This window comes from Gleimia sp. 6138-11-ORH1 (assembly GCF_024814355.1).
Taxonomy (GTDB): domain Bacteria; phylum Actinomycetota; class Actinomycetes; order Actinomycetales; family Actinomycetaceae; genus Gleimia.
Map to the genome: position 1 here is coordinate 31,530 of NZ_JANUXV010000003.1, position 14,395 is coordinate 45,924.

Annotated in this window: 11 protein-coding genes and 3 tRNA genes; 10 read left to right on the forward strand and 4 right to left on the reverse strand. The window is 50.2% G+C overall.

Annotated elements, in window-relative coordinates; genetic code table 11:
- Positions 1 to 143 precede the first annotated feature (143 nt).
- The 4 genes from NXS08_RS05170 to NXS08_RS05185 all read right to left on the reverse strand — a co-directional run bounded on the left by NXS08_RS05170 (position 144) and on the right by NXS08_RS05185 (position 1,770).
- The gene (locus tag NXS08_RS05170; protein WP_259138098.1) at positions 144 to 293 is read right to left on the reverse strand and encodes a hypothetical protein; all 150 of its coding nucleotides are present in this window, start codon (positions 291 to 293) and stop codon (positions 144 to 146) included.
- 361 nt (positions 294 to 654) lie between these two features.
- Positions 655 to 727: transfer RNA gene (locus tag NXS08_RS05175), tRNA-Glu, on the reverse strand.
- 43 nt (positions 728 to 770) lie between these two features.
- Positions 771 to 842, reverse strand: a tRNA-Gln gene (locus NXS08_RS05180).
- 184 nt (positions 843 to 1,026) lie between these two features.
- Positions 1,027 to 1,770 (reverse strand): IclR family transcriptional regulator, encoded by a 744-nt coding sequence (locus NXS08_RS05185; RefSeq protein ID WP_259138100.1) that lies wholly within the window; start codon positions 1,768 to 1,770, stop codon positions 1,027 to 1,029.
- Between the two features lie 161 nt (positions 1,771 to 1,931).
- Between NXS08_RS05185 and murA the strand changes: the two genes are divergently transcribed.
- From murA to dhaM, 10 genes are all read left to right on the forward strand, one after another.
- A complete protein-coding gene (murA, locus tag NXS08_RS05190) occupies positions 1,932 to 3,251 on the forward strand; it encodes a UDP-N-acetylglucosamine 1-carboxyvinyltransferase (protein ID WP_259138309.1) in 1,320 nt (439 codons plus the stop codon).
- Between the two features lie 41 nt (positions 3,252 to 3,292).
- On the forward strand, positions 3,293 to 4,027 hold the full coding sequence (locus tag NXS08_RS05195) for a 1-acyl-sn-glycerol-3-phosphate acyltransferase (RefSeq protein WP_259138102.1): 735 nt from the start codon (positions 3,293 to 3,295) through the stop codon (positions 4,025 to 4,027).
- A 2-nt stretch (positions 4,028 to 4,029) separates the two neighbouring features.
- Positions 4,030 to 5,142 (forward strand): D-alanine--D-alanine ligase family protein, encoded by a 1,113-nt coding sequence (locus NXS08_RS05200; RefSeq protein WP_259138104.1) that lies wholly within the window; start codon positions 4,030 to 4,032, stop codon positions 5,140 to 5,142.
- An 80-nt stretch (positions 5,143 to 5,222) separates the two neighbouring features.
- On the forward strand, positions 5,223 to 6,134 hold the full coding sequence (locus NXS08_RS05205; protein ID WP_259138106.1) for a RimK family alpha-L-glutamate ligase: 912 nt from the start codon (positions 5,223 to 5,225) through the stop codon (positions 6,132 to 6,134).
- Positions 6,135 to 6,412: 278 nt separating this feature from the next.
- A tRNA-His gene (locus NXS08_RS05210) sits at positions 6,413 to 6,485 on the forward strand.
- Between the two features lie 425 nt (positions 6,486 to 6,910).
- Positions 6,911 to 10,150, forward strand: coding sequence for an isoleucine--tRNA ligase (ileS, locus tag NXS08_RS05215; protein ID WP_259138108.1), 3,240 nt, complete (start codon positions 6,911 to 6,913; stop codon positions 10,148 to 10,150).
- A 34-nt stretch (positions 10,151 to 10,184) separates the two neighbouring features.
- On the forward strand, positions 10,185 to 11,771 hold the full coding sequence (locus NXS08_RS05220) for a folylpolyglutamate synthase/dihydrofolate synthase family protein (protein ID WP_259138110.1): 1,587 nt from the start codon (positions 10,185 to 10,187) through the stop codon (positions 11,769 to 11,771).
- 244 nt (positions 11,772 to 12,015) lie between these two features.
- The gene (dhaK, locus tag NXS08_RS05225) at positions 12,016 to 13,017 is read left to right on the forward strand and encodes a dihydroxyacetone kinase subunit DhaK (RefSeq protein WP_259138112.1); all 1,002 of its coding nucleotides are present in this window, start codon (positions 12,016 to 12,018) and stop codon (positions 13,015 to 13,017) included.
- A gap of 3 nt (positions 13,018 to 13,020) precedes the next feature.
- The gene (dhaL, locus tag NXS08_RS05230; RefSeq protein WP_259138114.1) at positions 13,021 to 13,653 is read left to right on the forward strand and encodes a dihydroxyacetone kinase subunit DhaL; all 633 of its coding nucleotides are present in this window, start codon (positions 13,021 to 13,023) and stop codon (positions 13,651 to 13,653) included.
- A gap of 1 nt (position 13,654) precedes the next feature.
- Positions 13,655 to 14,350 carry a dihydroxyacetone kinase phosphoryl donor subunit DhaM gene (gene dhaM, locus NXS08_RS05235; protein ID WP_259138117.1) on the forward strand — a complete coding sequence of 232 codons (696 nt, stop codon included), beginning with the start codon at positions 13,655 to 13,657 and terminating at the stop codon, positions 14,348 to 14,350.
- Positions 14,351 to 14,395 lie beyond the last annotated feature (45 nt).

A 14,395-nucleotide genomic window follows, 5' to 3' on the forward strand; every position in this document is an offset into this window, starting at 1 on the left:
TTTCCTGCGCTACCACAACTTCATCTCTTGCTTCCAAGCAAGAAACAGGTAGATAGGTAACACCTTGAAGAATTTCATTTGTGGTTTGTAAAAGTAGAAAGTTCTGCAGGTTCTGCCTCCATTAGAAACAGGAAAACTCCTGTTTATGGCTGGACTATGATGACGGTTCCTCGCGTGTGTTCGGTAAGGGAGCGCTCGGCTACATACGGTTTTACACCCAGTTGGAAGATTAAGAAGATGCTGAACCCCAGCATGAGAACCAGCTGAATACTAGCGGTGATTGTGCTACTCATCGTATTATCTCTAGACGGTTGAAGGAGGGGACTATTTCGAGGATGCTCATAATCCGCAAGCTACTGAAGGAATGCTACATAGAATTTGCATTATGAGAATGAAACGAAACTGATTCGATTCATCTTTGTGCTGGAGAGAGAAATATTCTCATCTTGCTTAATATCCGAACTTATGAAGAAGCAGACATTGAAACGACGCTTGAGCTAAGGGGAGCATATATGAAACCTATGGCTACACCACAGTTCATGGGGTTTTCTTCGGGATCATGCCTAACCTAATGATTACGACTAGCTACTTTGCATAAGATAAATGGCAATTGTTGGGAGCAACAAAAAACCCCTGGAAAACCAGGGGTGATTGTACTCCCAACGGGATTTGAACCCGTGTTACCGCCGTGAGAGGGCGGCGTCCTAGGCCGCTAGACGATGGGAGCCTATGACGCACTTTCGTGCTGAGTATCATTTGCTGATACTTCGCTGGGGTACTAGGACTCGAACCTAGACTAAATGAACCAGAATCACTCGTGCTGCCAATTACACCATACCCCATGGTGTTCCGCTCACAGTTTCCTAATGAGTGGCACGTTCAATAACTTTACCGGAATTTCTAACTAACTTCAAAATCGCTTAGCTGTGTTCCCAAACACAGCCGGGGTGTAATAAGTAACTTATCAAAAGCTAAGTAGTGAATCCGTTACCTCACTAAAACCGCCCCTAACAAGAGGAAATAGGTTTAGCTAATTTTGCTTTCTTCCGCCCGGCGCAGGAACTCTGAGAGCCGGTTTGCTGCCGCAACTACAGAAGGCCCAAATTGGCGTCCCGGTTGGCGTCCCATTCTTTCAATCGGCCCAGAAATCGAAAGGGCAGCGATTACTTTCCCACCCGGCCCGCGCACCGGAGCGGAAACGGAAGCAACCCCTTCTTCTCTTTCCCCAACTGACTGCGCCCAGCCACGCCGACGAACTGAAGATAGCATTGTCGCATTAAAAGCTGCTCCGTAGAGTCCGCGGTGTAACCGGTCAGGTTCTTCCCAAGCCAGTAGGATCTGTGAAGCAGAACCAACTTTCATAGAAAGGGTAGCCCCCACCGGGATAGAGTCGCGCAAACCCATCTGACGTTCCGCTGCGGCAACGCAGATACGCTGATCGCCCTGCGCGCGGAAAAGCTGAGTGGATTCCTTAGTGTGGTCACGTAAAGCCACTAGCACTGGAGTAGCAGACGCCAAAAGCCGGTCTTCACCTGCCACCGAAGCTAGTTCATTTAATCGTGGGCCTAAAATAAAACGGCCCTGCATATCGCGTGCAACGAGTCTGTGATACTCGAGGGCAACAGCAAGGCGGTGAGCGGTAGGGCGCGCTAACTCAGTAGTTGCAACTAACTGAGCTAAAGTTGCCGGACCGTTTTCTAAAGCAGATAATACCAATGCGGCTTTGTCTAAAACACCAACGCCGCTTCCGGTGGATTCTTCTTCCTCCATAAGCAAATTATGACATCTCAACAAGTGAGATGACAAATCTTTTAATAAAATTGTCAGCCAGAAAATCATCTAAAATCAGTCACCTTCTCTGCCTATAACAAACACCATTTCGTTTAACAGAGTAGAATCAATAGTTGAAACGAAAGAATAAGGACGGAAATATGGAACGAATTCTGCGAGTAAACGGTGGAAAACCCCTCACCGGGGAAATCACCGTACGCGGCGCAAAAAACTTTGTACCCAAAGCTATGGTGGCTTCACTACTGGGAACCCAACCATCAGTCCTAAGTAACGTTCCCCGGATCCGCGACGTAGACGTAGTTTCTGAACTGCTCACCCTACACGGAGTGCGCGTAAACTATGACCCTGGCGCAGGCACTATCACCTTAGACCCCTCGAACGTGGAAAGCGCACACGTTGCCGACATTGACGCCCTGGCTGGCTCATCACGAATTCCCATCCTTTTCTGCGGCCCCCTCTTACATCGCCTGGGCGAAGCCTTCATCCCCGACCTGGGCGGCTGCAATATCGGAGGGCGCCCAATCGACTTCCACTTAGATACCCTCCGCCGCTTCGGCGCAGAAGTAACCCGCACTGAAACCGGCACCCATATCAGTGCAAAAAATGGGCTTAAAGGTACCAAAATCCACCTACCTTACCCATCGGTCGGAGCCACTGAACAAACCCTACTCACTGCTGTAATGGCTGAAGGTTTAACCGAACTTTCCGGCGCGGCAATTGAACCTGAAATAATGGATCTCATCAACGTCTTACAAAAGATGGGTGCCATCATGAGCGTTGATACAGACCGCACGATCCGCATTGAAGGGGTGAAAGAACTTTCCGGCTTCCGCCACACGTCTCTTCCAGACAGAATCGAAGCAGCTTCATGGGCTTCTGCTGCTTTAGCCACCAAAGGTGACATTTTTGTGCGTGGCGCACACCAGCCTGACATGACTACTTTCTTAAACACCTACCGTAAGGTTGGCGGAGCATTTGATATTTCCGACGAAGGTATCCACTTTTGGCATCCAGGTGGAGAACTAAACTCCATCGTTTTGGAAACTAACGTTCACCCCGGTTTCATGACTGACTGGCAACAGCCCCTGGTAGTGGCTCTTACCCAAGCCAGAGGGTTATCCATCATGCATGAAACAGTTTACGAAGACCGTCTGGGATTCACCTCTGCACTAAAAGAAATGGGTGCAAATATTCAAACTTACCGCGAATGTTTAGGCGGATTACAATGCCGCTTCGGACAAAGAAACTACCGTCATTCAGCGGTTATTTCCGGGCCCACTCCACTGCGTGCCGCAGATATTACAGTCCCAGACTTACGCGGAGGCTTTTCTTACCTGATTGCCGCTTTAGCAGCCGAAGGAACTTCCCGCGTCTATGGAATTGACGTTATTTCGCGCGGCTATGAGCACTTCCTTTCTAAGCTGCGTGCCTTAAACGCAGATGTGGAACTGGAAAACTAAATAAACCCCACTGAAATTCCCGTAAAGAAAAAGGAAAACCGGTGAGTAAAGCACCTGAAGGAATCTATCGCCTGGCACTGGAAGTTTGTCGTCCCATCACCAGAGGGCTAACTAAAGCCACTTGGAAAGGTCAAGAAAACTTCCCGAAAGATCGCCCATTCATTGTGATTATGAATCACCTGAGCGAGTTTGACGCTTTCGTGTTAATGCACTTTATTACCGATCAGGGTGTCGCAGTACGCGCCCTGGCTAAAGCCTCCCTATTTAAGGTACCTCTGCTGGGGAGCCTTTTACGTAAAACCAATATGGTGGAAGTCCACCGCGGAAATGAGCGTAGTAAAGACGCCCTCGAAGCAGCTAAAAAAGCGATTTTAGCCGGAGAAAGTATCGCCCTTTTCCCAGAGGGGACGCTAACAACCGACCCGGAATTTTGGCCCATGCACTTCAAAACGGGGGCAGCCCGTTTAGCGTTAGCTACCGGCGCTCCGGTAATCCCCATAGCTCACTGGGGAAGCCAAAACGTGATGCACCGGTTTGGAAACTCGATTATGAAGTTCTGGAAACGCCACGCAACCACCGTGGTTGCCGGCCCCGCAATTGATTTAAGCGATTTACCACAAGATGAAACTGACCGCGAAGCAGTTGCTACCGCTAATCGCCGTATGGAAGATGCAATCCGCAGTATGCTTGCGCAAATCCGCGGGGAAGCAGTACCCACACAGATTTGGAATCCAAAGACCCAGGCGTACGAACCCCTGGAAACTGCGGGAGAATAAAAATGACAGAAAACCATAAAAAACCCCGCGTTATGCTACTTTTCGGAGGGCGCAGCGGGGAACACGTGATTTCCTGCGCCACCGCGGCAGCAGTGATGGAAGCGATTGACCGCACCCGCTATGAAGTTATTCCCGTGGGGATTACCGTAAGCGGAGACTGGGTGCCTGCCTTAGATGACCCACAGCATTACGCTCTTAAAGACGGGGAAGGCACGTATGTAAATGCCGCAGACGAACGAGTTGCCCTTTTAGCAGGAACCAACCGGCTAGTAGGATACTCAGTGACCAACCCCGCAGAGTTAAAAGATCTGGGCGAAATAGACGTAGTTTTCCCCCTGTTACACGGGCCATTTGGGGAAGATGGGACTATCCAGGGGCTGTTAGAAACAGCTGACTTACGTTACGTAGGCTGTGGTTTGACCGCGTCAGCAACCTCAATGGATAAACACCTGACAAAAACCATCATTTCCCAAGCTGGGATTGCAGTAGGGAAGTGGGAACTAATCACTGACCGGCAGTGGCAGACTAACCGTTTAGCTGTGCTAGAGAGAATCCGCGCCTTAGGGAAAGTTGTTTTCGTTAAACCTAACCGCGCCGGTTCTTCGGTGGGAATCAGCCGCGTTGCCGATTTTGCTGATTTAGAAGCAGCGATTGAAGCTGCCCGCGAACATGATCTGCGAGTAATCGTAGAAGCAGAAACTTCCGGAAGAGAACTGGAATGTGGGGTACTGGAGTTTCCAGATGGCCCGCGCCCATCTGAAATTGGGGAGATCGCGGTTTGCGGCGCAGACTTTTACGATTTTGAAACCAAATATCAAGACCCCGAGGCAGTTAAGCTCTCCATTCCCGCTAACATTTCCGAGGACGTTAAAGTACGTATCCAAAATGCGGCGATTGAAGTATTTGAAGCTTTAGGGTGCGAAGGTTTATCTCGGGTAGATTTCTTTTACGATGAGGAAACTAAACAGCTTACTTTGAATGAAATTAATACGATGCCCGGGTTCACTCCATTTTCCATGTATCCGATGATGTGGAAGCAAAAAGGGCTAAGCTATTCTGAGTTAGTTTCCCATCTAATTGAACTGGCTCTCAGTCGTCGAGTCGGCTTACGTTAAACTCAGCAACCATTGCTTTAACAATAGGACTATTGGCTGAATCTGACGCTTGTCCGCACTATTTACACTAAGGTAGAAGTATGAAACCACGCGTAACGCTTGTAACTTCAAAAGAAATGCCAAACTTATATTCCGATGAGGCTGGCCTGTTAGACGCCCTTCGGGAAAGAGACTGTGATCCGCAGATTAAATGCTGGGACGACCCAGAAGTAGATTGGAAAGAAGCCGGATTAGTTGTGATCCGCTCAGTTTCTGACTACGCCAATCGACGTGAAGAATTTTTAGCTTGGGCAAAACAAGTACCCCGTATCTTGAACCATCCAGACGTATTGGAATGGAATACGGATAAACACTACCTGCAGGTATTAGAAAAATACGGGCTGCCAGTGATCCCAACTACTTGGATTGAACCATCCGATAATCTCTCCAAACACCGCGTGCACTCACGATTCCCAGCACTTCAAGACTTCGTGATTAAACCAGCGGTATCTTCAGGGTTAAGAGATATTGGACGTTACTCTGCCATTCAACCTAAGTCACGACAAGCAGCTGTGCTGCACGTAATGGACTTACTATCCCAAGGGCGCTCCGTAATGCTTCAGCGCTACCGAGAAGAAATTGACACCCACGGTGAAATCTCCCTGGTTTTCTTCAACGGTTTAGTCTCACACGCGGTAGAAAAGAAAGCTATGCTGCACCCCTCTGAAGTGACTGACGCTTCCATGCATGAAACTCTTTCAATCGCGCGAGAAGCCACTTCAGAAGAATGGGCTTGGGGTGAAGAAATCCGCCGCGCCGTACACGCCTACGTGAAAGACCGTTTAGGCAGAGACGAACAATTCCTCTTTAACCGCGTGGACATCGTCCCAGACGGGAAAGGTTCCTTCATGGTGATGGAAGTGTCCCTAGTGGACGCCCAGCTTTACCTAAACTCTTCCCCGCAGGCGCTACGGAACTTCGCAGACGCTATTTCAGTGCGCGCCCACTGGTAAACCTGAAATAAACATTTTAAGTTCGCACCGGAAACTTCGGTGCGAACTTTTTTCTTGCCGGTAAAACCAGGAGATTTCACCAAAAAATACTTTATTCTCTAACCGGGTAGAGCTTTAATCTTTCTGACAGGTGAGGCTCTATTGCTTTCCGCAGGCAAGGGGAATGAAGCTGGCGCAGTGACAACTAAACCGCTAAGTAATGTAGGTAACAGGCTCCTGGATTTGTGGAGCGGGGGAGATACCTGGTATTCTTCTAATGTTGTTGAAAAACAATAATGGTGGCTGTAGTTCAGCTGGTAGAGCACCTGGTTGTGGTCCAGGACGTCGCGGGTTCAAGTCCCGTCAGCCACCCGGTCAATCGCCTCAGAGAATCTCTGAGGCGATTTTCTTTTCCCAAACTGAAATAGAGACAGAGATCATCTCCCCTAAACTGCTCAAAGAATGGATTGCAGTTGCTGAAATAAAACTAATCTAGCTATGATAAGACGTGCTATGACTCGGCCGGGAAACAATAACTAACCCGGGGATCACCGACGAGCATCTGGAAGAAAAGCCCCTACCAGCGGTAGGAAAGCCGATTAGAACCAGACGGGTAAGCCCGAAAAAGCTGTAATCAAGCGGCACTGAAAAGTGCAAGCGAGGTGGTACCGCGGAGTATCAGAAACCTCCCACCTAAAGGGAAGTCCTAACTTCGTCCTCGGAAAAAGTCGCTTCAGCGACCTGCAGAAACCGAAACCTCGGCAACAAACCAGCCGAACCAAAAGGACGAAAAAGGAATGACAGAAAACACTTCCGCACAGTACCCGTTACACCGCGACGGAGCCGTAGAAGCCGCGCCTTCTTTCCCACAAATGGAAGAAGCCACCTTAGCGTATTGGAAAGCTAACGACACTTTCAAACGTTCCATTAGCAACCGTCCTGCCGGCGAAAACGGCGCAAACGAATTCGTATTCTACGACGGCCCTCCATTTGCCAACGGCCTCCCGCACTACGGGCACCTGCTAACCGGCTACGTAAAAGACCTGGTGGGGCGCTACCGCACCATGCACGGCGCACACGTAGAACGACGCTTCGGCTGGGACACCCACGGTCTACCTGCAGAACTAGAAGCCGAACGTATCCTGGGAATCGAAGACAAATCCCAAATCGAAGGCGAATGCGGGATCGGTATCGGTGCGTTCAACGACGCCTGCCGCACCTCGGTAATGCGTTACACCAAAGAATGGCAAGAATATATCACTCGCCAAGCTCGCTGGGTAGACTTTGAAAACGACTACAAAACCATGGACGCAGACTACATGGAGTCAGTCATCTGGGCATTTAAGACCCTCTACGATAAGGGGCTAGCCTACGAAGGGCACCGCGTTCTGCCATACTGTTGGAACGACCAAACCCCACTATCCAACCACGAACTAAAAATGGATGACGACGTCTACCAAGACCGGCAAGACAACACCGTCACCGTGGGACTACGCTTAGAAACCGGAGAACTAGCGCTCATCTGGACCACCACTCCATGGACCCTGCCATCTAACCTGGCAGTTGCTGTAGGCCCAGACGTAGACTACGTCACCGTCACCCCCGCAGAAGGAGCTTTAGCAGGTGAAAAAGTTATCCTCGCTAAAGCACTGCTTGCTGCCTACGAAAGAGAACTGGGGGAAAACCCAGAAGTAGTTGCCGAAATGAAAGGCACAGACCTGGTGGGACGCGCCTACGCGCCAATCTTTGACTACTTCGTAAATAAAGACGAAAAAGTACCGGGACCAAATGCTTGGCATATTATCCCCGGCGACTTTGTCACCACCGAAGACGGTACCGGTTTAGTGCATATCGCACCCGCATTTGGTGAAGACGATATGAATATCTGTGTAGACGCAGGCATTCTTCCAGTTGTGCCAGTTGATGATGGGGGACGCTTCACCAGCGAAGTTTCCGATTATCAGGGCATCCAAGTATTCGAAGCTAATAAGCTAATCATCACCGATTTACGTGATGGCTCTGGCCCGCTGGCTAAACGCCCTGAAAATGAGCGTGCAGTACTGGTACGCCAGGCGTCTTACGTACACTCTTACCCGCACTGTTGGCGTTGCCGCCAACCACTGATCTACCGTGCGGTAGGCTCCTGGTTCGTGGCAGTTACTAAGTTCCGCGACCGGATGGTTGAACTTAACCAGGATATCCGCTGGGTGCCAGAACACATTAAAGATGGGCAGTTCGGCAAGTGGCTCGAGGGCGCCCGCGACTGGTCAATTTCCCGCAACCGCTTCTGGGGTTCACCTATTCCCGTGTGGAAATCAGACAATCCAGATTACCCGCGTATTGATGTATACGGTTCAATTGCTGAACTGGAAGCAGACTTTGGGGTAGAGGTTAAGGACCTGCACCGGCCTTTCATCGACTCTTTAGTGCGTCCTAACCCAGATGACCCAACCGGTAAATCTATGATGCGTCGTATCCCTGACGTGCTGGACTGCTGGTTTGATTCTGGCGCCATGCCTTTTGCACAGGTACATTACCCGTTTGAGAATCAAGAGTGGTTTGAAAACCACTACCCGGGTGATTTCATCGTGGAGTACATTGGGCAAACTCGCGGTTGGTTCTACACCCTCCACGTGCTGGCCACCGCCTTATTTGACCGTCCTGCTTTCCGTAACTGTATCTCGCACGGGATTGTTTTGGGCGATGACGGACGTAAAATGTCTAAGTCTTTGCGCAACTATCCAGATGTAAATGGGGTTTTCAACGACTATGGTTCGGACGCGATGCGTTGGTTCCTCATGTCCAGCCCGATTGTACGTGGCGGTAACTTGATCGTTGCAGAACAGGGAATCCGAGACACCGTCCGCCAGATTCTGCTGCCCATGTGGAACTCGTACTACTTCTTCACCCTCTATGCGGGAACCTGTAACGGTGGAAAAGGCTACTTAGCTAAAGCGATTGCTTTTGATGATGCAAACCGGGTAGCTGCCCTGCCGGTAATGGACCGCTACCTGCTTGCCTCCACTAAGGATTTAGCTGACGCAGTGGCAGAAGCCATGGAGAACTTCGATATTCCCGGAGCCTCTGGTTTAATCCGCGAATACTTAGATCTGCTGACTAACTGGTATGTGCGTACTTCCCGCCAGCGTTTCTGGGATGAAGATACGGATGCTTTCGATACTCTTTACACGGCACTTGAAGTGCTCACCCGCGTAGCTGCTCCGTTCTTACCACTACTTAGCGAAGAAATCTGGAGAGGTTTAACCGGAGGAGAATCAGTACACTTAGCCGACTACCCAAATATCGGTGAAGCGTGGGCAGATAAAGCCCTGGTAGCCACTATGGACGAAACCCGCGACGTAGTCTCTGCAGCTCACTCTCTACGTAAAGCTGAGAAGATTCGCGTACGTCAGCCACTTCATTCCTTACAGGTAGTTTCTGATTTAGCTGTGGAACTACAGCCTTACGCGCAACTAATCGCCTCTGAAGTGAACGTGAAAGAAGTTCTTTTACAAGTTCCGGCAGATTGTGGTTTAGAAGTAAGCGAAGAACTGGGACTTAACCCCCGCGAATTCCCACCGGCAATTCGTAAGTTCACTTCACAGCTATTTGCGGCGCAAAAGAGCGGCAAATGGGAAGTTTCTGAAGATAGCGTCATCTTCCCAGAAATCCTGGTAGATGGAGCTCCGGTGAAACTTGAAGCGGGCCAGTTTACTTTAGCGACTAAGGTAGCTGCTGCGGAAGGTACCACTGCCGCTGTCTTAGCCTCTGGTTCTTTCATCGTCTTGGATACTACTTTAGATGAGGCTTTAGAAGCTGAAGGGTATGCGCGTGACTTGATTCGCGCCGTCCAAGACGAACGTAAGAACACTGGCCTTCACGTAGCTGACCGGATCTCTTTGCAGATCACTGTTCCAGAGGCAAAAGTTGCAGCAACCACAGCACATCTAGAGATGATTAAGCATGAGACTCTTGCCTTAGAAGCAACTGTAGTAGCCGGTGTTGAACTGGCAGTGACAGTAGCTAAGCTAGACTAACCAGCAGATAAAATCCCTAGCTAAAGGAAAAGTAGTGACCACAGGGCATGAAAACGAAGAATACCAAGTTCATCTAGATGAAGATTTGGTGGAATATCTAGCAGACTCAGGTGAAGCTGACTACCAGCCCACCACCGCTGAGTTAGCTGAACAAACCGTTAATCGTGATGTTCAAGATGAACTACGGTCGTTTTTCGACGAACACCGTTTCGGTGTGCCGGAAGATGATTTAGATGAAGAACCTTCGTATTCTCGCCCACAGCTGATGACTAAACAGGAAGCTCAGCAGGTTGAAACTCAGTTCTTAGCCCTACAGGAGTCGATTCTTAGACGGACCCCGGAAAATAAGTTCGACCCCACGCTAGAACGCGTAAAAATGGCTTTCAACCTACTGGGCGACCCACAGCTTTCCTACCGGAGTGTGCACGTCAGTGGCACAAATGGCAAGACCTCAACCTCGCGGATGCTATCAGCTTTACTGCAGGCATCTGGGCGGAAAGTGGGACGCTACACCAGCCCACATTTGAATACCATGTGTGAGCGAATTTGTGTAAATGAAGAACCCATCAGCCAAGCCCAGTTTTTAGCAGCTTACGCTGATGTAGCCCCCTACATTTCGATTGTGGACGACTATTCAAAGCGACAGGACGGCCCGCAGCTATCTTTCTTTGAAGTTCTTACCGTAGTAGGTTTAGCAGCTTTTGCTGATATTCCGGTAGACGCTGCGGTAGTTGAAGTGGGAATAGGTGGGCTTTGGGACGCCACAAACGTGTTGGACGCAGAAGTTTCGGTGATTACTCCAATTGGAATAGACCACCAAGCCTATTTGGGAGATACCGCGGTAGAGGCTGCCCAGATTAAGGCAGATATTATTAAGCCAGGAGCGATTGCTGTTTCTGCGTTGCAAGAACCAGAAGTTGAGGAAGTATTGCGCCGACACGCACAGAAAGTCGGTGCGCAAATCCGGTTTGTTGGCGACGATATCATGATCGTTGATCGGCGGGTCGCGGTGGGCGGTCAAGTTATCTCAGTACAAACCCCAGCTGCCCTTTATCAAGATATTTTTGTTCCCCTGCATGGGATTCACCAAGCGCAGAACGCGGCTTTAGCTTTAGCTGCCATGGAAGCATTTAACGGAGGGCGCGCGGTAGAAGCCTCTATCGTAGAAGAAGGCTTCGCCATGGCAACTTCCCCCGGACGTATGGAAATAGTCCGTACCTCTCCATCCATTCTGGTGGACGCAGCGCATAACCCACATGGCGCTCACGCTTTAGCTGAGGCGCTGGGAGAATCTTTCGACTACTCCTTCATAACTGGAGTTTACGCAGCTATGGCGGATAAAGATGTTGAATCTGTATTGGCTGAGTTAGAACCAGTTTTAGATGAAATTGTAGTTACCACCATGAATAGTCCCCGGGCGATGGACGTGGAAGAACTTGCAGAAATTGCCAGTGACGTATTCGGCCCAGATCGGGTGCATCTACAGCGAAAGCTAATTGATGCGGTAGATAAAGCAGTGGAACTATGCGACTCAACCTTAGACCCAGCGACTTCAACAGGGGTAGTGGTCTTTGGATCAGTAGTTCTGGCTGGTGAAGCTAGAGAACTCCTAATGCGTTAAAGATTATCTACCTAAAAATGGGGCGGACGGCATGACAAAGTCGTCCGCCTTTTTTAGTTTGCAGGTAGTTTGAGAAAACCGCTCATTAAAATTTGTAAATTTGAACATTCGCTAGCAATCGTGGTTTCTGCTGACAAGGAAAAGCGATTGTGTAAAGATTGAAATGATAGGTTGTGTTTGCGCCTATTAGTAAACCCATAGCTTTGGGCGTCAAAGAAGTCGCCGCAACTCAAAGGAGAAAAGTATGAAGAAGCTAGTTAATGACGTACATAGTGTAGTAAAAGAAAGTCTTGAAGGTTTTGAAGCTGCCCACGCAGAGATAATCACCGTCCACTACGGTCCCGATTACATTACTCGAACACATCCAAAAGAAGCTGGAAAAGTAGGCTTAATCTCTGGAGGTGGTTCCGGACATGAACCATTGCACGGAGGGTTTGTGGGCTTTGGAATGCTTGACGCAGCAGTTCCGGGTGCAGTCTTTACTTCCCCCACCCCCGACCCGATCGTAGAAGCTACTAAAGCTGCTGACCGCGGGGCAGGTGTACTACACATCGTCAAAAACTACACCGGTGACGTCCTTAACTTTGAAACCGCGGCGGAACTATGCGAAATGGAAGGGATTGAAGTTGCTACCGTAGTTACCGATGACGACGTGGCAGTTGAAGACTCCCTCTACACCGCAGGACGACGTGGCGTAGCCGGCACATTCTTAGTTGAAAAGATTGCCGGAGCCGCCGCCGAACGCGGAGATGACTTAGAAACCGTTAGGCAAATCGCGCAAAAAGTCAATGACCACACTCGTTCCATGGGATTGGCATTAGGCGCTTGCACAGTCCCTCACGCCGGTAAGCCCAGCTTCGATCTTGACGAAACTGAAGTAGAAATGGGAATCGGTATCCATGGTGAACCCGGCTACCGCCGGATCCCCATGGCACCAGCAGACGTTTTGACTGAAGAAATGTACGAAAAGATCAAAACAGACCTTCCTTTTGCCAGCGGAGATGAAGTAATCGTCCTCGTCAATGGCATGGGCGGCACCCCCGTGTCAGAACTGTACATCGTAAACCGCAAAGTACACGAACTGCTTAAACGAGACGGAATCACCCCGGTGCGCACCCTGGTAGGTAACTACGTTACCTCTTTGGAAATGCCAGGCTGTTCCATCACTTTACTGAAAGTCCACGATGACGTTGTTGAACTATTCGACGCACCTGTAAACACCGTGGCATACCGGAAAGGAATGTAATCAATGACCTTAGATACTCAGTGGGCACTACGTTGGATCGAAAACTGCCGGAAAGTAATCCACGAAAACCGCGACTACCTGATTGACCTGGACCGAGCCATCGGCGACGGCGACCACGGTGAAAATATGGATCGCGGCTTCACCGCAGTAGTCGAAGCCCTGGGAACCACTGAAACTACCGACATTGCTTCAGCTTTGAAACTGGTGGCAAAAACACTGCTCTCCACCGTCGGTGGGGCAGCTGGGCCACTTTATGGCACCGCCTACCTGCGGGCTGCTGGCAAATGCACTAAACCAGAACTGGAAGCAACTGACGTAGTTGAGCTCATTGAAGCCGCCTTAGGTGGGATCCAAGCCCGTGGTAAAGCTACCACCGGGGAAAAAACCATGGTAGATGCTTGGGCAGCAGCATTAGAAGCCGCCAAATCAGCTGCTGACAGTGGCAAACCCGCCGCTGAAGTTCTGGTTGCCGTCGCGGAAGCTGCGCGCAGCGGAGCAGAAGCAACTTTGGAAATGAAAGCAACTAAGGGGCGTGCCTCTTACCTGGGGGAACGCTCAATCGGACACCTAGATCCCGGTGCCGTTTCCTCAGCAATCATTTTTGAACAGGCCGTTGCCGCTGTGAAAGTGAGCTGACATGGCGAAACCAGTATCTTTAGTGCTAGTTTCCCATTCAGCAAAGTTAGCAGAAGGCTTAGCTGAAGTGGCTGCACAAATGGCACCAGATGTGCTGATTTTGGCAGCCGGTGGCAATGACGAGGGCGGGATTGGCACTAGCTTCGACAAAATTGACGCTGCGGTGACAGAAGCAATCGCAACTTCCGCCGTGGTGATCCTCTCTGACCTGGGCTCTGCCACGATGACCGTGGAAAACGTTTTAGAATTCCTCGGCGATGACAACGCCCAGTGGATTGACGGACCACTGGTGGAAGGCGCCGTTTTAGCGGCGGTGGCTGCCCAACAAGACGGCGACTTAGAAACGGTACTTAACGCCGTTAAAGAAGCTACCTTGCAGTGGGATTACCGGGAGAAAGAAACCGGCGCAGAGGCAACGCCCTCGGCAAAAGTTGAAAACCCGATTGAGATTCCCGCTGGAGCAGTATCGGCCCAAGTTGTCTTAGCTGACCCCGACGGGCTACATGCCCGCCCAGCTGCGATGGTGGCTCGCACCGTTGCCGGGGTAGACGCGCAAGTAACCATCAACGGTGTGGACGCCCGCTCAGTCTTGGCTCTAATGGGACTGGGAACTAAAGGCGGAGACACGGTCACTATCGTGGCTACCGGAAACGCGGCAAACAGCATATTAGAAGCCGTAGTTAAAGAACTCGGCTAAAACAGTTAAGCCCCGCACCAGCAGAAAATTTCTCAGCCTGGGCGG